This is a genomic window from Bosea sp. RAC05, assembly GCF_001713455.1.
Lineage (GTDB): Bacteria > Pseudomonadota > Alphaproteobacteria > Rhizobiales > Beijerinckiaceae > Allobosea.
In genome coordinates, this window is record NZ_CP016464.1 from 4176986 (window position 1) to 4194650 (window position 17665).

Here is a 17665-nt window from a genome sequence, read left to right on the forward strand (position 1 = left end):
CGCAGCTAGACCGCCGGCAGCGCCCGCAGCCGCTCCGTCGCGGCCGGGTCCCGGCGGATGGTGTCGTCGATGACCGCCTCCAGCAGATTCGCGACCGATCGCCCCCCGATCATCATCCCCGGCGCGACCTCGGCCAGCGGCGCCAGCACGAAGGCCCGCTCCGCGATCCGCGGATGCGGCACCTGCAGCCCCGGCTCGTCGATCGTCTGGCCACCATAGGTCAGGATGTCGATGTCCAGCGTGCGAGGCCCCCAGCGCTCGCGCCGTTCGCGCCCGCCCTCGCGCTCGAGGGACAGGCAGAGGTCGAGCAGCGCGCGGGCCGACAGCCCGGTCTCGACCAGAACCGCCATGTTCAGGAATTCCGGCTGGTCCAGCTTGCCCCAGGGCGCCGTCCGATAGACGCTCGACGGGCGGACGAGCGAGACAGCGTGATGCGTCTCCAGCCGCCGCAGCGCCGTCGCGAAGGCCACGACCGGATCGCCCAGATTCCCGCCGAGGCCGAGCGCAGCCTCAACCCTCACGCGCAAAACTCAACGTGATGCCGACGCTGGCGAGCGTTGCATGAATCGGCGGGGCGGGCTTGCGCAGCGTCACCTCAATGCGGGTGACGGGCGGAAAGCCGTCGAGCACGGCGAGCGCAACAGCGCGCGCAGCCGCCTCCAGCAGGTTGAAGCGGCGCGTGGTGAAGACCTCCGTCACCACGCCGACGACCTTGCCGTAGTTCACCGTGTCGGCCAGCGCATCGCTGACTGAGGACGGCCGCAGGTCGGTTTCCAGGGCGAGGTCGAGCACGAAGCGCTGCCCCAGCCGCTCCTCCTCGGAAAAGAAGCCGTGATAGGCGTAGATGTCGAGCTTCTCGATCAGGATGACGCCGGTTTCGCTCACGCGCTTGGCTCCGCAGGCTGGGACAGGGCGCGCCAGACCTTGAAGGCCTGGGCATGGGCGGCGACGTCGTGGACGCGGAGGATGGCCGCTCCCTGCGTCGCCCCATAAAGATGCGCGGCGACGCTGCCGGCGACGCGCTCGGCGGCAACGCTCTGGCCGGTGACGACGCCGATCACCGATTTGCGCGAGGCCCCGAGCAGGATAGGGCATCCCAGGCTCTCGAGCTGCGCCAGTTCGCGGATGAGGCGCAGCGACTGCTCCGGCGTCTTGCCGAACAGCCCGATGCCGGGGTCGACGATGATCTGCTCGCGCGGCACCCCCGCCTCGCGCGCGATCGCGACCGACCGCTCCAGGAAGCGCAGCACGTCGGACAGGATGTCGAGCCCGGGGTCGGTCGTCTCGCGGTTGTGCATCAGGATGATCGGCGCGCCGTGGCGGGCCGCGACACCGGCGATGGCCGGGTCGCGCTGCGCGCCCCAGACATCGTTGACGATCGAGACGCCCGCCTGCAGCGCCGCCCCCGCCACCTCGGCCTTCCAGGTGTCGATCGACAGCGGCGTGCCGACCCGCTCGCGCAGGCCGGCGATGACCGGCAGCACGCGTCCGAGTTCCGTCGCGGCATCGAGCGGGGCATGGCCGGGCCGCGTCGATTCCCCGCCGACATCGACGATGTCGGCGCCCTCTTCCACCAGCCTCACGCCATGCGCGATCGCCTGCGCGGCATTCTGCAGCATCCCGCCATCGGAGAAGGAATCGGGCGTGATGTTGACGATCCCCATCAGCAGGGTGCGGTCGTCCAGGACGAGCCTGCGACCATCGGGCAATGTCAGGGCCGGCGGCATGAAGCGGGATCCGAAGGGAGCGGAGAGCCGCCTATAGACCGGCGGCTGCGACAGGCCAAACAAAACGGCGGCCCGCCGCCATGGCTGCGACGCATGGCCCCGCACCGGGCGAACGCTTTGACCTCGCGGCCGGCAACGTGCAGAAGCCCGCGATGGTCCCGATCACGCTCCCGCACCGGCTCATCCTCATCCGCCACGGCGAGACCGACTGGAATCGCGAGGGCCGTCTCCAGGGCGGCCAGGACATTCCGCTCAACGATCTCGGCCGCCGGCAGGCCGCCGAAGCCGCCGAGCGCCTGAAGACCTTCGCCCCGGATTATGCCGGGCTCGACTATATCGGCTCGCCGATGCAGCGGGCCCGCGAGACCATGGACATCCTGCGCGCGACGCTCTCGCTCGAGCCCGGCGCCTATCGTCTCGACGACCGGCTCAAGGAGCTGACCTTCGGCAGCTGGGAGGGCTACACCTGGCGCGACATCCGCAAGGCCGAGCGCGAGCAGGCGCAGCTGCGCGAGCGCGACAAGTGGAGCTTCGTGCCGCCGGGCGGCGAGAGCTACGGCATGCTGGCAGAACGCATCCGGCCGGTGCTGGAAGCACTGTCGCGCGAGACGGTGATCGTCAGCCATGGCGGCGTCGCCCGCGCCGTCCTCGCCCTCGTCGGCGCGGTGCCGCCGGCCAAGGCTTCGATGGTCGAGATCTGGCAGGGCAAGATTCTCGTTGTCACCGGCGGCCGCGCCGACTGGATCTGACTCAGACCAGCGGCTGCGTCTCGACGATCTCGATCCCGAAGCCGCCCAGCCCGACGAAGGAGCGCGACGACGAGGCGAGGTTGATGATGGAGCGCACGCCGAGATCGCGCAGGATCTGCGCGCCGAGCCCGACCTCGCGCCACTGCTGGGAGCGCTGGGCATCGGCCCCCTCCTCCACCGGCTTGATCGGCACGCCGGCCGAGCCGTCGCGGAGATAGACCAGCACCCCGCGCCCATCCTGCTGGAAGCGCCGCAGGGCGCACTGGATCGCGCTCGCACCGCCCAGCACATCGGCCACGACATCGGCCCGGTGCAGCCGCGCGGGAACCCGCTCCCCATCGCCGATCTTTCCCGCGACGAAGGCGAAATGCTGCGTATCGTCGAAGGGCGTGACGTAGACATGGCCGGTCATCTCGCCGAACGCGGTCTTGACCGGGAAGGAATGCACCCGCTCGACCAGCTTCTCGCGCGACTGGCGGTAGGCGATCAGGTCCGCCACCGTGATCTGCTGCAGCCCATGGGCCTTGGCGAAGGCCACGATCTGCGGCCCCTTCATCACCGTGCCGTCATCATTGGCGAGCTCGCAGATGACGCCGACCGGCGGCAGGCCGGCCAGCTTGCAGAGATCCACCGCCGCCTCGGTATGGCCCGAGCGCATCAGCACCCCGCCCTCCTTGGCGATCAGCGGGAAGACATGGCCCGGCCGGACGAAATCGCCCGCGCCCATGTTGCCGTTCGCCAGCGCCCGCACCGTATTGCAGCGCTGCTCGGCCGAGATGCCCGTCGTCAGCCCGTGCTTGACGTCGACCGTGACGGTGAAGGCGGTGCCCAGCGGCGCGTCGTTCGAAGACACCATCGGGTCGAGCCGCAGGCGCCGCGCTTCGGATGCGGTAAGGGGCGCACAAACGATGCCGCAGGTGTTGCGGATGATGAAGGCCATCTTCTCCGGCGTGCACAGCGAAGCGGCGACGATCAGGTCGCCCTCGTTCTCGCGGTCGTCGTCATCGGTGACGATGACGATCTCGCCGCGGGCGAAGGCCTCGATGGTGGCGGTGATGGTGTTGGGCATGGCGGCCTCGCGCGGCCTGACGAGGCCGAGGAAATCATTGGGGGTGACGGCGCCGCCGGTTGCGGCGGCGATGCGCTCGGCGCTTTCGCGGGAGATCCAGGCGCTCTGGTCGTTGCAGAGCGCCGTCACGCTGGCCGGCGACAGGCCGACCAGCCGCGCAAAGGCACTGCGGCCGATCTTGTTCTGCGTGAGCCAGGCGTCGAGCTTCATGACGGGAAGCTAATGCGATGGCGCTTCAGTTGCAATGAAGCCAGCACGCAATTTCAGTATAGCTGAAATGCAAGCAAGCCTTCACGTGTCGTCAGGGGCCGGCCGGCCATCACTCCTGGAACGGCCAGCGCGGCTCGACCACACCGACCTGCGCCCGATGCCGCAGGAAATGATCGGCCAGCACGCAGGCGACCATCGCCTCGCCCACCGGCACCGCACGGATACCGACGCAGGGGTCGTGGCGGCCCTTGGTGAACATCTCGGCCTCGCCGCCGGTCCGCGTCACCGTCGCGCGCGTCGCGAGGATGGATGAGGTCGGCTTCACCGCGAAGCGCGCCACGATCGGCTGCCCGGTCGAGATTCCGCCGAGGATGCCGCCGGCATGATTGGACAGGAACAGAGGCCGCCCGTCATTGCCGGCGCGCATCTCGTCGGCATTCTCCTCGCCGGAGAGTTCCGCCGCCGCGAAGCCGTCACCGATCTCGACGCCCTTGACGGCATTGATGCTCATCAGCGCGGCCGCAATCTCGGCGTCGAGCTTGCCGTAGATCGGCGCACCCAGCCCCAAGGGGACGCCCTCCGCCACGATCTCGAGCACCGCCCCGGTCGAGGAGCCGGACTTCCGGACGCCGTCGAGATAACCTTCGAAGAAGGCAGCGGCCTTGGCGTCCGGGCAGAAGAAGGGATTGCGACCGATCTCATCCCAGTCCCAGTTGGCGCGGTCGATCTTGTGCGGGCCCATCTGGACCAGCGCCCCGCGCACGATCATGCCGGGCACGACCCGGCGCGCGATCGCGCCCGCCGCCACCCGCATCGCCGTCTCGCGCGCCGAGGAGCGCCCGCCGCCGCGATAGTCGCGGATGCCGTATTTCACGTCATAGGTGAAATCGGCATGCCCCGGCCGGTACTTGTCCTTGATCTCGGAATAGTCCTTCGAGCGTTGGTCGACATTGTCGATCATCAGGCCGATCGAGGTGCCGGTCGTGACCTGCACGCCGTCGCTCTCCCGCGCGAAGACGCCCGAGACGATGCGGACCTGATCGGGCTCCTGGCGCTGCGTGGTGAAGCGCGACTGGCCGGGCCTGCGCCGGTCGAGATCGCCCTGGATGTCGGCCTCGCTCAGCGGGATCAGCGGCGGGCAGCCATCGACCACGCAGCCGATGGCCGGCCCATGGCTCTCGCCGAAGGTCGTGACGCGGAAGAGATGGCCGAACGAGTTGTGGGACATGGGGAAGCCTGACGCGGTGATGGCGCGTTCTTTATGCTGGATTGCCTGGCCGCGAAACCCATGACCCATGCCGCAACGTGGCGAGACCGCTCGCGCTGCGTTCGGCGAAGTTGCTTGGCGCGAGCCCCGCAGTTTGGGCTGCGTCGAGTATTCGCGCCAAGCTGGCAGGCGTTACTGGACGTCGACGACGATTTCCTTCCCCATCGACATGCGCGCGCCGGCATCATTCCAAATACCCTGATAGTTCAGCGAGAATTTGTCTTGACCGCGAAAGCCGGGATTGGGTGTGTAGGTCGACACACGAGCTTCCACCGGTTGTCCATGACACTTCGAGCCTGGCTCGTGGATCTGCCGCTTGACGAGCGCATGAGTTACGCGCCCATGTGACGGTGGCGTGGCAACGGAAACCTCAGGTGTCTCCCAGGCCCAACAGGAGCCCTGCGTGTACATCGCCATACTGGCGGCCACGACCGATGTGTTCATCTTCGTTTGGCGACGTTCGACGGTATTGCAGCCACCCAAGACAATTGCCAGCAAAGCAAAACCAGTTAGCACAGGCGTCTTCATCATAACCTCCAGGGCGAAAGTCGCCCGAAAGGATATTCACTTGATGCGGCGATCCAGCGCAACCTACAGAAATTAATCGTTTGTCAGTGTTGCTGCGCCGGCACGGCCGGTGCGCCCTCCCAGCGCGTATGCGCCGGCAGGTTCTCGCCCTTCATGATGACGGTGAGCAATCCGATCTGGGCAAAATCCCCGACGCGGGTGTCATAGAGCACCGTCGCCGCCGCCCCGACGCAGACGCCCTTGCCGAGATGCACCCGGCCGACCTTCATGACGCGGTCCTCGTAGAGATGCGTCTGCAGGGCGGAATGGGCGTTGATCTGGCAGAAATCGCCGACGGTGACGCAATCGAACTCGGTGATGTCGGTCATGTCCATCCAGACACCCTTGCCGAACTTGGCGCCGAACAGCCGCAGGAACCAGGGCAGGAACGGCGTGCCGCGCAGATATTCGAACAGCACCTTCCCGCCGAGGCCGGAATAGAGGACGGCAATGGACTCCGTCCGCATCGCCCACCACGACCACATCGGCTTCATCAGCGGCTTGTAGACGCCCATCATCAGCCATTTGATCGCGATGCAGATCAGCGCCTGCGCCACGGCGATGAGCACGGCGACCGCCATGAAGGACAGGACGAGCCCCAGCCAGTCGCGCTGGTTGATCCGCTCCTGCAGGACGAGATCGACAGCGATCGTTCCGAAGGTGATGAACAGCATCGCCGGGAAGGAGGTGTGCAGCGCCTCGAACAGGCCGCGCAGCGTCTGCTTCTGCCAGGACGGCCGGTAGGTCCAGTTCGCCCCGAGATCGACCTTCTGCCGGTTCGGCAGCTGGATCGGCGGCGAGCCGAACCAGGTATCACCCGGCTGCATGCGGTCATTGGCGGGCGGCTTCGACTTGATGCCGATCAGCACGCGGTCGGGAATCTGCGCGCCCGGTGGCACGACGGCATCGTTGCCGACGAAGACCTGGTCGCCGGTTCGGGTCATTTCGAGGCGCATATAGCCGCGCCGCATGTCCTCATCGCCGAAGACGACCTCGTCGGCGATGAAGTTGCCGGCACCGATGCCGGTGACGTCGTAGCGACCCGACAGATTGGTCGAGATTTCCGAGCCCTTGCCGATCGCCGCGCCCATCATCCGGTACCAGGCCCGCATGTAGATCGTCGCAAACAGCGAGGAGAGCGTCTCGAGCGTCACCTCCGTCGCCAGGCCGACCGTCCATTTGCGAGCGAAGAACGCGGAGTGGATCGAGTAGGACCCCGAGGAGACCCGCGGCAGGATCGCCCAGCGCAGGCCCGCGATCAGGAACACCGTCAGCGTGATCAGGCCGATCGCGGTGGGCCAGGTCAGGAGCGGCAGATACCAGAGATAGCTGATCTCCGACCAGGTCGAGATCCAGTCGTCGATCTTGTCGAACAGCATGAAGGCCGGGAAGATCGGCAGCAGGCTGACCGGCGGCAGCACGATCAGCATCAGAATGTAGAAGGCCGTCATCCCCGCGCGCCGACGGGGGCTCGCTTCGGCCTGCGGCGGCAGGGCCGCCAGATCGACCATGCCGATCTTGCGCCCGGGCGAACCGTCCCAGATCTCCGCCTCGCCGATCACTCCACCAACCGGCACGGTCGTCAGGTCGAGCAGCTCGGCATGGTCGGAGACGACGCAGTCATGGCCGAAGACGACGGAGGACCCGGCATAGACGTCCTTGCCGATGGTGATCCGGCCGATGACCAGCTTGTCGCCGATCGCCTCGGCATTGGCGAAGGTCGTCTTGGCGCCCAGCGAGGCGCCGTCTCCGATGCTGATCAGGTCGATCGCCCCCGCCTCGTAATCGGAGATGATCACGTCGCGACCGACCTTGGCGCCGAGCAACCGCCAGTAGACGCGCATCACCGGCGAGGACTGCAGCCATTTCAGATGGACCAGGCCGGCGATGCGGGAGGCGAACCACCAGCGGAAATAATAGACGCCCCAGAGCGGATAGACGCCCGGTTTCGTCCGCCCCAGCACGAGCCACTTCAAGCCGATGGCGATGAAACCCGTGACGATCGTGATGCCGACATAGACGCCCAGAAGCGCGAAGATCTGCCAGACCAGCGGCAGATCCTCGCCCGACAGCAGCATGTAGGTGACGAAGATGCCGAGCCACTGCGTCGTGGCGAGGCCGATGATGACGGGCAGCACCGCCGCCTGGGCCAGGCCGCAGAGGAAGCGGCGCAGGAAGGGCGGCGGGGTGAAGGAGAGGTCCTGCGCCTCGGCGATGCCGCGCCCGTCGAGAAGCGCGGCCATGCCGCGCAGGGTGCGCGCGCCATAGACGTCCTGCAGCGTGATGCCGGCATAGGCAGGCGTTTCGCGGACGATCGAGATGAAGCGCGCCGCCAGGAGCGAGTGGCCGCCGAGATCGACGAAGAAGTCGGCCTCCAGCGGCAGGCTCGACGCGCCCAGCACGCGCTTGGCGGCGTCCAGCAGCGCAGCCTCGGTGGCGTTGCGCGGCGGCTCCTGCTCGCCCTGGGCGCTCGGCGCCGTCAGCGGCGCCGCCTTCAGCATGCGCCGGTCGACCTTGCCGGAGACCATGCGCGGCAGCGACCCGACAGCCTCGAAATGCGCCGGCACCATGTAGGGCGGCAGCTTGTCGCGCAGCGCCGCGCGCAGCACGGCCCCGTCCACGGCGACGCCCGGCTCGGCGACGACGAAGGCGACGAGACGCTCGATCTCGTCATCGGTCCGCATCACCACGGCCGCCTGGTTGACGCCGGGCTCCTCGGCCAGCTTCGATTCGATCTCGCCGAGCTCGACGCGGAACCCGCGGATCTTGATCTGGTCGTCGATGCGCCCGTGGAAGACGATGTTGCCGGCCTCGTCGACGCTCACCGCGTCGCCCGAGCGGTAGAGCAACGGGTCCTCGGGCCCGAAGGGCTGGCCGAACGGATTGGCGATGAACTTCTCGGCGGTGAGCTCGGGCCGGCCATGATAGCCGCGCGCCACGCCAGGCCCGCCGATCAGGAGTTCGCCCTGCTCGCCGGGGCCGACCAGAGCCATCGCCTCGTTGACGACATAGGCCGTGTAGTTGGCGATCGGCCGGCCGATGGTGACCGTCTCGCCGGGCCGCACCTCGGCTGCCGTCGCCACCACGGTCGCCTCGGTCGGGCCATAGGTGTTGAGGATGCGGCGCCCCGGCTGCGACCATTTCTGCACGGTCGCGGGCGGCAGCGCCTCGCCGCCGAGCAGGATCAGCTTCAGCGAGGGCACATCGGCCGGCAGGATGCCGAGCAGCGTCGGCACCGTGTCGATCACGGTCACGCCGGCCTGCGTCAGGATCGCCGGCAGCTTCTCGGCATCGCCCATCATCTCCGGCGAGGCGACGAAGAGCGTCGCGCCGGCGAGATAGGGCGTCCAGATCTCCTCCATCGACAGGTCGAAGGCGACCGAGGCGCCCTGGAAGACCACGTCGTCGGGGCCGATGCCGTAGAGCGCGTTCCCCGAGCGCAGGAAGTGGCAGATGTTGCGATGGCTGATGACGATCGCCTTCGGCGTTCCCGTCGAGCCGGAGGTGTAGATCAGATAGGCCGGATGCTCGCGCGTCAGGCCGGCCGCCCGAGCGGGCATCGGATGCCCGTCATCGGCCTGTGACAGTGCCTCCGGCGTCCAGACGCTGCGCCCGGTGGCAGCGGCCCGGCCCGTCCAGGCCGCGCAGGTGACGAGGCCCTTGGCCTGCGCATCGGTCAGGCAGACCGCGATGCGCTCGACCGGCGCCTCGGCATCGAAGGGCACCCAGGCCGCGCCGGCCCGCGTGATGGCGATCTGGGCGATCAGAAGGTCGATGCCGCGCGGCATCCACAGGCCGACGAGATCGCCCGGCCCGACGCCCAGCAGCTCAAGCCCGCGCGCCTGCCGCCCCGCGGCGGCCCAGACCTCGTCATAGCTCAGCCGACGCGTGCCATCGACAAGGGCGGGATGACCGCCGCGGGCCTGGACGGTGGCGGCCAGGATCTCGCCCAGCACCTCGTCGCGCAACAGCTCGGGTCGCTTCTCGCCCGCCATCATGGCGACGACGGTCGGGCTCGCCTGGCCTGTCGTGGCCGACAGAGTGGTCATGTCGTTCATCGCGCCCTGCTGCGCGCCGCCCACCCGTCTCGCGAAGCGACGCGGATGGCGCCCTCCCCGATCCGACGCAGCCGTCGCGCACCTCGATTGTGCCGGAAAACCTGCAACCCGATGCGGTCTTCCCGGTCGATTCCCCCGGCCGGGCGGGTGCCGCACCGCAGCCCCGCACGCTCACGCTTCTCCTGCCCGCAGACCTCTGAACCCATGATGAACGTGACGCTTCAGCCCATGCGACCGAGCGTCACCCACGCATCAGCGCCATGACATGCGCCGCCGCAGAGCGCGACAGGCCCTCCAGATCATAGCCCCCCTCCAGCACGGAAACGATGCGCCCGCCGCAGCGCCGGTCCGCGATCTCCATCAGCTGCTGCGTCGCCCAGGCGAAGTCGGTTTCCTTCAGATTGAGGTTGGCGAGCGGATCACGCCAATGCGCATCGAATCCCGCCGAAATGATGATCAAATCGGGCGAGAACGCGGCGATCCGCGGCAGCAGCACGCTCTCCATCGCCTCGCGGAAAATGTCGGAACCGTCTCCAGCGCTCAGGGGCGCGTTGACGATCGTGCCATGGGCTCCGCGCTCGGACAGGGCACCAGTGCCCGGATAGAGCGGCATCTCGTGGCTCGAGGCGTAGAGCACGCTCGGATCGCTCCAGAAGATCTCCTGGGTGCCGTTGCCGTGATGGACGTCCCAGTCGATGATCGCGACGCGTTCCGCCCCATGGACGCGCTGCGCATGCCGCGCCGCGATCGCCGCCTGGTTGAAGAAGCAGAACCCCATCGCCTTGACGCTCTCGGCATGGTGGCCCGGCGGCCGGGTGGCGCTGAAGGCATTGGCCACGCGCCCCGTCATCACCTCGTCCACCGCCTGCACAGCGCCGCCGACGCCATGCATCACCGCATCGACCGTCCCCGGCGACATCGTCGTGTCGGCGTCGAACGGCACCAGCCCGCTGGCGGGCGAGGCGGCCAGCACCTCCTCGGCAAAATCGCGCGGATGGCACAGCACGACATGGTCGAGCGTACCCGCCATGGCGGTCTCGCGAATCAGCGGCGCGAAGCGCTCGCTCTCCAGCGCGGCCTCGACCGCCCGGATGCGATCCGGCCGCTCCGGATGGCCCGGTGGCGTCTCATGCGCCAGACTGGACGGATGGGTGATCAGCAAGGTCGTCACGACGGGGCGCTTTCGGATGGGCGGACGGAGAAAGCGTGACCATACGGCCACGGTGCGGTGCGAAAAGCAGGGTGGACCGTCCCTGCGCGGAACCCAAATTGCACGCCCCCCGTTTCCGGCCTAGAGCAGGGCTCGTTCGGTCGTGCCGCCCCTGCAGCCGGTGGATACCAAGCGTTAACCCTGAATTCATCATAAGGATGGCTTGCAGGCCGTCTGGTGGACGTCATGAAACAGACCGTGATCCTCGCGTTGGCGATGTCGACCCTGCTGGGGGCTTGCCAGTACAAGAGCGTCAACGCTCCGGCTCTGTCGTCACGCGATGCCGAATACATCGCGCTGGTGCCGAAATTCGAACACCAACTCACCCACCTTCCCTATGAGATCTCCGACCCCACCGGCCAGGCGCCCGGCACGATCGTCGTCGATACCAAGGAGAAGTATCTCTATTACGTCCTGCCGAACAAGAAGGCGATCCGCTACGGCGTCGCCACCGGCGACGAGGCCTTCGGCTGGACCGGCGAGGCCATCGTGCAGCGCAAGGCGGAATGGCCGCGCTGGACGCCGCCGGCCGAGATGATCGCCCGCTGGCCGCATCTCGCCCCGCGCGCCGGCGGCATGGACGGCGGCCCCGACAATCCGCTCGGCGCCCGCGCGCTCTATCTCTACCAGAACGGCCGTGACACGCTCTATCGCATCCACGGCACCAACGAGCCCGAGACGATCGGCCGTTCCGCCTCCTCCGGCTGCATCCGGATGCGCAACATCGACGTGATCGACCTGTTCAACCGCGTGCCCAACGGCACCAAGGTCATCGTCACCTGAGCGCGGGGCCGGCGCGCCCCGCTCAGCCCAGCTCGATCAGCACGATCTCGGGCGGAATCCCGAAGCGGATCGGCAACTGGCTCGTCCCGATCCCGCCGGACACCACGAGGTCGCGCCCGTCCTCGCGGACATGGCCATAGGCATAGCGGTTGCCGTATCGCGACGGCACGATCGGCGCCCAGCCCAGAAACCGGACCTGGCCGCCATGGGTGTGGCCCGACAGCGTCAGCGACACGCGCTCCGGCATGCGCGCGAAGATGTCGGGCTCATGCGCCATCAGGATCACCGGCGCCCCGTCATCGGTGATCTGCGCCATCGTGCCGGCGAGATCATCGATGCCGTGCGGGCGCCCGCGCAGCCGCGGCAGGAAGGCGAGCTGATCGCCGAGGCCGGCCAGCCAGAGCGGGCCCGCCTGGCTGGACAGCCGCACCGCGCGGTTCTCCAGCACGGGGATGCCGGCGCGCTCCAGGGCCTGGCCGACCTGCGTCGGCCCCGCCCGCAGCGCCTGCGTCGGCTCGTCATGCCACCAGTCGTGATTGCCGAGAATGGCGAAGACACCGTCGCGGGTCTCAAGCCTGGCGAGTTCGGCCGCCCAGTCCGCCATGGCGGGGTCCAAGGCGAAGCGCCGGCGGCTGGCGACGAAATCGCCGAGCAGCAGCGTCAGATCGGGCTTGAGCGCATTGGTCGCGGCGACGAGTTCGGAGACACGCGCCAGGGGCACGTGCAGGGATCCGATGTGCAGGTCCGACAGCACCGCCAGCCGCAGCCTGCGCCCCTCGGGCCAGCCCCGCGGCGTCAGCCGGTAGCGCGTGATCGCCTGGCGCCCCGGCTCCCAGATCGCGGCATAGGCGCCGGTGCCCGTCACGGCCAAAAAAAGACCGGCGAGGGTCCGAAGGACGCTGCGCCGGTCAAGCATGGAGGGTCTCGAAGAAATCGCGAAGGTCAGTCGTCAAAGCCGTTGCGAAGGACACCGGCAAGCCGGGATGGTGCATCCTTCGCACGGTGATCCAACGCAGCCGGAGCCCGCCTTGTTCCGGCGGCCAGTGCGGGGAGCGCGATGGGCTTGAACCAGGACGAATAGGCCTCCCGGGCATGAGCATCGTGGAAACTCGCATGGGCGGGAATCGCGCGGCGGGTGTGAGACGGGGTCGTCATGGGTTCCGACTGGGTTGGCTGCAGATGCGACGACGGGTCCGTCGCCGCATCGCAAGCTGACCCGAGATCGGGACTCCAAGACGGCATGATCGTGATGCGATCAGGGCAAATTGTGTCGCGCGGCCAACCTGCGCCACAATCATGAACGATCGGCACGCTCGCCCTGCGGCAGCGTGCCGCCGGGCGCCGTCAGGCCGCGAGCAGCCCTTCCGCCTTGGCCCAGGCGAGCGTCTTGTCGAGGGCGCGCCCATAGCGGTCGAACATCTCTTCGATCTCCGCCTCCTTCATGATCAGCGGCGGGCAGAAGGCGACGCGATCGCCCATCGCCCGCAGGATCAGGCCCTCCTGCTGCGCGAAGAAGACCGACTTCGGCCCGACGCCCTTCTTGATCTCGAAGGCGGCCTTGGTCGCCTTGTCGCGAACCAGCTCGACGCCGCCGATCAGGCCGACGCCTCGGGCCTCGCCGACGAGCGGATGCTCCTCGAGCTTGGTCAGACGGCGCAGGAAGGTCGGCGAGACGCTGCGGACATGTTCGACGATCTTGTCGCGCTGGTAGATCTCCAGCGTCTTGACCGCGACCGCGCAGCCGACCGGGTGGCCGGCATAGGTGTTGCCGTGGCCGAAGGTGCCGATCTTGCGGCTCTGGTCGACCAGGACCTCGTAGACCCGCTCGTTCATCATCACCGCGCTGAGCGGGAAATAGGCCGAGGTGATCTGCTTGGCGCAGGAAAGCGTGTCGGCGGCCAGACCATAGGTGGTCGTGCCGAACATGTTGCCGGTGCGGCCGAAGCCGGTGATGACCTCGTCGGCGATGAACAGGATGTCGTACTTCGCCAGCACGGCGTTGATCTTTTCGAAATAGCCGGCCGGCGGCGTGATCGCCCCACCCGCGCCCATCACCGGCTCGGCGATGAAGGCGGCAACCGTGTCGGGCCCCTCGCGCAGGATCATCTCCTCCAGCTCGGCGGCCATGCGCGAGGAGAAATCCTGCTCGCTCTCGCCGGGCTCGGCGAAGCGGTAGTGATGCGGGCAGGAGGTGTGGAGGATGCCGGGCAGCGGCAGGTCGAAGTCGATGTGGTTGTTGGGCAGGCCGGTCAGCGAGGCCGAGGCGACGGTGACGCCGTGATAGCCCTTCAGCCGCGAGATGATCTTCTTTTTCTGCGGCCGGCCGAGCGCGTTGTTCATGTACCATACGATCTTGATCTGGGTGTCGTTCGCATCCGAGCCGGAGGCGCCGTAGAACACCTTGGAGATCGGAACCGGCGCGATCTCCTTCAGCTTCTCCGCCAGCTCGATCGCCGGGTCGTGGCTGCGCCCGCCGAAGATGTGCTGGAACGGCAGCTTCTTCATCTGCTCGTAGGCGGCCTCGATCAGCTCCTGGTTGGAATAGCCGAGCGCGGTGCACCAGAGCCCCGCCATGCCCTCCAGATACTCCTTGCCGGCGCTGTCGTAGACATACACGCCCTTGCCGCTCTCCAGCACGAGCGGACCCGTCTCGCGGTGGGTCGCGAGGTTCGTATAGGGGTGGACGAGGGTCTCGATGTCCCGGACGGCGAGGTTGGACAGCATCCTGCGGTTCCCCTGATGCGAGTGGCGTCTTCGGTCAGCATAGACCGCGGCCGGCGCAAGCTCTCAGCGATTTTATCGCAACCCGACGCAGACTCTGCCGCAGGGCTGCGCCGATACGCGCGATATCAACGCCGGAGCGGGTCGCTGCCGCGGCAGTTGATTGTTGATCGGCGGCTTGTAGGAATCATGCCATCGAGATTGGGCACACCAGGCGGAGTTCATGACGGTCCAGACACTCATGGCCCGGCTGCTGTGCGGACTGACACTGGCCCTTGCAGGCCAGATGGCGCCTGCCGTCGCCCAGGTGTTCGATCGCGACCCACGCATCGGCTACATCACGGCCGCTTACGCGAAGGATGCCGTCGATCATGCGCGACGCCATTTCAACCTCGCGTTGGACGGGAGCGAGGCCAGTATCGCCAATGTCGAGCGGATCCTCGCCCAGTTGAGCGCCTCTTACCGCAGCACAGTGCCGAGGCCGAGCGAGGAAGAGCTATCGACCATGGCCAAGGCCTATGGCAGTTACATCGGCTGGGTCTTCATCACCGCGCGCGGCGGCGAATGGGGCACCGGGTCGCTTGGCGAAGGTGATTTCTCCGTGATCCGAGGAAAAACGGGACGAATGTTCTGGCCGATCGGTTACGTTCTGAAACGCATAAGACTTCAATCGGATAGAAACCTAAAAAACTACTATCGAAGCATGATCAAAAACTGAGATTTGATGGCGATATCGCCAGGTGACTTGCTCCCCCTGCGACAATCCGGGCGATGCTTGCCACTGGCAGGCCGCGGCGGCATGGTGCGGCGGTTTAAGGCTCATTCTAAAGAAGCGATGATGATCGACCCGACCTCGATGGTGAACCGGCCCGCGCCGGGCCGCGATTGCGGCAGCTGCACCCTGTGCTGCAAGGTCTACGAGGTGCCCGCCGTCGAGAGCCAGGCCGGTACCTGGTGCCGGCACTGCCTGCCGGGCCGTGGCTGCGGCATCCACGAAACCCGCCCGCAGCATTGCCGGGCCTTCTTCTGCCTGTGGATGACGCAGGATTTTCTCGGGCCGGAGTGGAAGCCGGACCGCGCCCGCTTCGTGCTGACGATGGACCCGGCGACGCGCTGGCTCTTCGTCCAGGTCGATCCCGGCGCCGCGCAGGCCTGGCGCAAGGAGCCCTATCTCGGCCAGCTCAGGCGCTGGGCGGCGGCCGGCGACCGCCCGGTGATCGTCTTCGCCAACAAGGTCGCCACCGCGATCCTGTCGACCGGCGAGATCCCGCTGGGCGAGATCGCGGCCGATGAACGCCTCGTCCTGCGCGACCTGCCCGGCGGCCGCAGGACGCTGGAGAAGGTGTCGCGCGCCAGTGCCTGAGCCGCCGTCAGCCCTCGTCGGCGGCCCTGGCCAGGTCGCGCCAGGCCAGCACCAGCCGGTCGAGCTCCGCCAGGTCCTGCTCCGGCAGCTTGCCGAGCGTCTGCGCCACGAAGTCGCGCTGCGCCTTGATGCCGGCCTCCGCCAGCCGGCGGCCCTCCGGCGTCAGGTGCATGGCGTAGGAGCGCCGGTCCCCGGCGATGGCGCGCCGCTCGACGAGGCCGGCCTGCACCAGCCGGTCGACCAGCCCCGAGACATTGCCCTTGGTGACGTAGAGCCGCTCCGCCAGCTCGTTCTGGCTGATGCCCTCGCGTTCCGTCAGCGTCGACAGCAGATCAAATTGCGGGATCGACAGGCCCAGCGCCCTGATCCGGCCCGTCATCTGGCCGAGCATGCGCTGGTGCAACCGCATGAACCGGAACCAGACGCGGTCCGGTTCGGCGGACAAGGCGTCGGCAGCGGCGTCTCGTGCAGGCAAGCGGCAGTCCCCCTCGGTTCGACAGATCACCGCTAAACCATCTCGACGGCACAGGCGAGCCCGCTTGTTCCGCACGAAACAGGCCCCTGTCCTGCGTCATGCCAGGATCGTCCCCATCGCTTCCTCAGCCAAGGGGCACGCCCATGTATGTCGCAGCCGAACTGGCGGAATTCTACCGCAGGAATTTCATCGAGCCGAGCCGGCATGTCCACGCCAAGGCCTGGATCGACGCCCATCCCGAGAATTTCGCCGTCGTGCTGATGGCGACAATGAACGCCACCATCGAGGATATTTCGATGGCGCCGCTCCGGGTCCCAGAGATGCTCGCGCTGGACATGATGCAGCTGGGGACCGGCGCAGCCGAAGGCAGCAAGCTCGGCGTCGCCGAGGACGTCCTGCGTCTTCTCAGCGTCACCCCGGTCGGCAAGGTGGTTCGAGGAACCGGCAACCTGCTGGTCCCCTTCGTCGGCAGCGTCGCCCAGAGACTGTCCAATTTCGCCATCTGGAGGCGGATCAGGGGCGGGGTCTGCGGTCTGATTGCAGCCGCGCAGGCCATGCAGCGGACGGGCCAGGCCATTCCCGTGCCGCTTGTGGAAATCGCCAGGAAGGCGGGCCGTCCACTCGACGCCATTTCACGCAAGGGGATGACCATCACCGACATCGACACGGCCCTGCGGGACTTGGGCGCCCGTGTCAGCGAGACGTCGGGTCGCGTCATCAGGACATGGCAGGATTTGGCGACCCATGCGCGAGGTGTCGATGGCGTCACACTCGCCTTCATCGACGGCACCACCCTTAAGGGCAACCGGGTCGGCCACTTCATCGTCGTCGGGCGAAGCGGGGGCAGCGTCAAGATATTCGATCGCGCAGGTGTCTTCTCAAATCTCGACGATCTCGGACGCCGCTATGGCGTGAGCTTCCGGCTCACGAACGAGCCGATCCTGAACATCCACAACTGGGCGCTGGACCCATCATTGGCAAACCAGCTCGACAAATTCGGCCCGCTCGCCGCCGTGGTCGTCCGAGCGGCCGCCATGATCACCCTGAATCCCTCGGTGCCTGTTGCCAGGCTGCAGGCCGATTTCGACGCCTTCCTCGCGGACCGCAATGCCGGGCCGCTGCCGCCCAATCCCTCGCCGGGGCCTCCGCCGGCCTCCGACGTGATGGCGATGCACTATGTCCCGGCGCAGGGGGCGATGCTCTCGAAGGTGTCGATGAGCTACTACGGCACCCACCACATGTGGCCGCTGATCTGGGACGCCAACCGCGAGCTCATCGGCCCCAACCCCAATCGCGTCCCGAAGGAGATTTATCTCCGGATCCTGAAGCGGCATGTCTATACGGCCGCGCAGCTCGCCGAGGCGAAGCGCCGCTCGCTGAACTGGAAGTCCTACAACTGAGCCTGCCGCCCTTTCACGGCCGGCCGAATCGCACGCGGTCGGACCAGGCCGGCTTGCCTTCCCGCA

Annotated in this window: 16 protein-coding genes; 5 read left to right on the forward strand and 11 right to left on the reverse strand. The window is 67.6% G+C overall.

Annotation, left to right across the window (positions count from 1 at the left end; genetic code table 11):
* Window positions 1-5: 5 nt before the first annotated feature.
* From folK to folP, 3 genes are read right to left on the reverse strand one after another with little or no spacing between them, the layout of a single operon-like run.
* Complete coding sequence (folK, locus tag BSY19_RS23300; RefSeq protein WP_150129706.1) at window positions 6-521, reverse strand: 2-amino-4-hydroxy-6-hydroxymethyldihydropteridine diphosphokinase; 516 nt, start codon at window positions 519-521, stop codon at window positions 6-8.
* The gene (gene folB / locus BSY19_RS28075; protein WP_069056242.1) at window positions 511-885 is read right to left on the reverse strand and encodes a dihydroneopterin aldolase; all 375 of its coding nucleotides are present in this window, start codon (window positions 883-885) and stop codon (window positions 511-513) included. Before folB ends, folK begins: the two co-directional genes overlap by 11 nt.
* Window positions 882-1727, reverse strand: coding sequence for a dihydropteroate synthase (gene folP, locus BSY19_RS23310; protein ID WP_069056243.1), 846 nt, complete (start codon window positions 1725-1727; stop codon window positions 882-884). Before folP ends, folB begins: the two co-directional genes overlap by 4 nt.
* A gap of 80 nt (window positions 1728-1807) precedes the next feature.
* Between folP and BSY19_RS23315 the strand changes: the two genes are divergently transcribed.
* Window positions 1808-2476 (forward strand): histidine phosphatase family protein, encoded by a 669-nt coding sequence (locus BSY19_RS23315; RefSeq protein WP_236840436.1) that lies wholly within the window; start codon window positions 1808-1810, stop codon window positions 2474-2476.
* A gap of 1 nt (window position 2477) precedes the next feature.
* On the opposite strand, the gene ribB is transcribed toward BSY19_RS23315, so the two are convergent.
* The 5 genes from ribB to BSY19_RS23335 form a co-directional block, all read right to left on the reverse strand.
* Window positions 2478-3755 carry a 3,4-dihydroxy-2-butanone-4-phosphate synthase gene (gene ribB / locus BSY19_RS23320; protein ID WP_083247795.1) on the reverse strand — a complete coding sequence of 426 codons (1278 nt, stop codon included), beginning with the start codon at window positions 3753-3755 and terminating at the stop codon, window positions 2478-2480.
* 109 nt (window positions 3756-3864) lie between these two features.
* The gene (gene aroC, locus BSY19_RS23325; protein ID WP_069056244.1) at window positions 3865-4983 is read right to left on the reverse strand and encodes a chorismate synthase; all 1119 of its coding nucleotides are present in this window, start codon (window positions 4981-4983) and stop codon (window positions 3865-3867) included.
* Window positions 4984-5154: 171 nt separating this feature from the next.
* Window positions 5155-5550 carry an Ig-like domain-containing protein gene (locus BSY19_RS27715; protein ID WP_150129707.1) on the reverse strand — a complete coding sequence of 132 codons (396 nt, stop codon included), beginning with the start codon at window positions 5548-5550 and terminating at the stop codon, window positions 5155-5157.
* Window positions 5551-5633: 83 nt separating this feature from the next.
* Entirely contained in the window at window positions 5634-9638 is a 4005-nt protein-coding gene (locus tag BSY19_RS23330) for a Pls/PosA family non-ribosomal peptide synthetase (protein ID WP_171905197.1), read from the reverse strand.
* Window positions 9639-9888: 250 nt separating this feature from the next.
* A complete protein-coding gene (locus tag BSY19_RS23335) occupies window positions 9889-10818 on the reverse strand; it encodes a histone deacetylase family protein (protein ID WP_069056245.1) in 930 nt (309 codons plus the stop codon).
* 225 nt (window positions 10819-11043) lie between these two features.
* Between BSY19_RS23335 and BSY19_RS23340 the strand changes: the two genes are divergently transcribed.
* Complete coding sequence (locus BSY19_RS23340; protein WP_069056246.1) at window positions 11044-11640, forward strand: L,D-transpeptidase; 597 nt, start codon at window positions 11044-11046, stop codon at window positions 11638-11640.
* 22 nt (window positions 11641-11662) lie between these two features.
* Here the strand turns inward: BSY19_RS23340 and BSY19_RS23345 are convergent, their stop codons facing one another.
* Together BSY19_RS23345 and BSY19_RS23350 are read right to left on the reverse strand one after the other, a co-directional pair.
* Window positions 11663-12556, reverse strand: a complete 894-nt coding sequence (locus BSY19_RS23345) for a metallophosphoesterase (protein WP_069056247.1) — start codon at window positions 12554-12556, stop codon at window positions 11663-11665.
* Window positions 12557-12984: 428 nt separating this feature from the next.
* A complete protein-coding gene (locus tag BSY19_RS23350; protein ID WP_069056248.1) occupies window positions 12985-14364 on the reverse strand; it encodes an aspartate aminotransferase family protein in 1380 nt (459 codons plus the stop codon).
* Window positions 14365-14584: 220 nt separating this feature from the next.
* Between BSY19_RS23350 and BSY19_RS23355 the strand changes: the two genes are divergently transcribed.
* Window positions 14585-15079, forward strand: coding sequence for a hypothetical protein (locus BSY19_RS23355; protein ID WP_069056249.1), 495 nt, complete (start codon window positions 14585-14587; stop codon window positions 15077-15079).
* A gap of 120 nt (window positions 15080-15199) precedes the next feature.
* Entirely contained in the window at window positions 15200-15724 is a 525-nt protein-coding gene (locus BSY19_RS23360; RefSeq protein ID WP_069057341.1) for an RING finger protein, read from the forward strand.
* 7 nt (window positions 15725-15731) lie between these two features.
* On the opposite strand, the gene BSY19_RS23365 is transcribed toward BSY19_RS23360, so the two are convergent.
* Window positions 15732-16133, reverse strand: a complete 402-nt coding sequence (locus BSY19_RS23365; protein ID WP_083247975.1) for a MarR family winged helix-turn-helix transcriptional regulator — start codon at window positions 16131-16133, stop codon at window positions 15732-15734.
* A 209-nt stretch (window positions 16134-16342) separates the two neighbouring features.
* On the opposite strand from BSY19_RS23365, the gene BSY19_RS23370 reads away from it, so the two are divergent.
* Window positions 16343-17599: a LysM peptidoglycan-binding domain-containing protein gene (locus BSY19_RS23370; RefSeq protein ID WP_069056251.1), complete on the forward strand. Its 1257-nt coding sequence runs from the start codon at window positions 16343-16345 to the stop codon at window positions 17597-17599.
* Window positions 17600-17665: the final 66 nt, after the last annotated feature.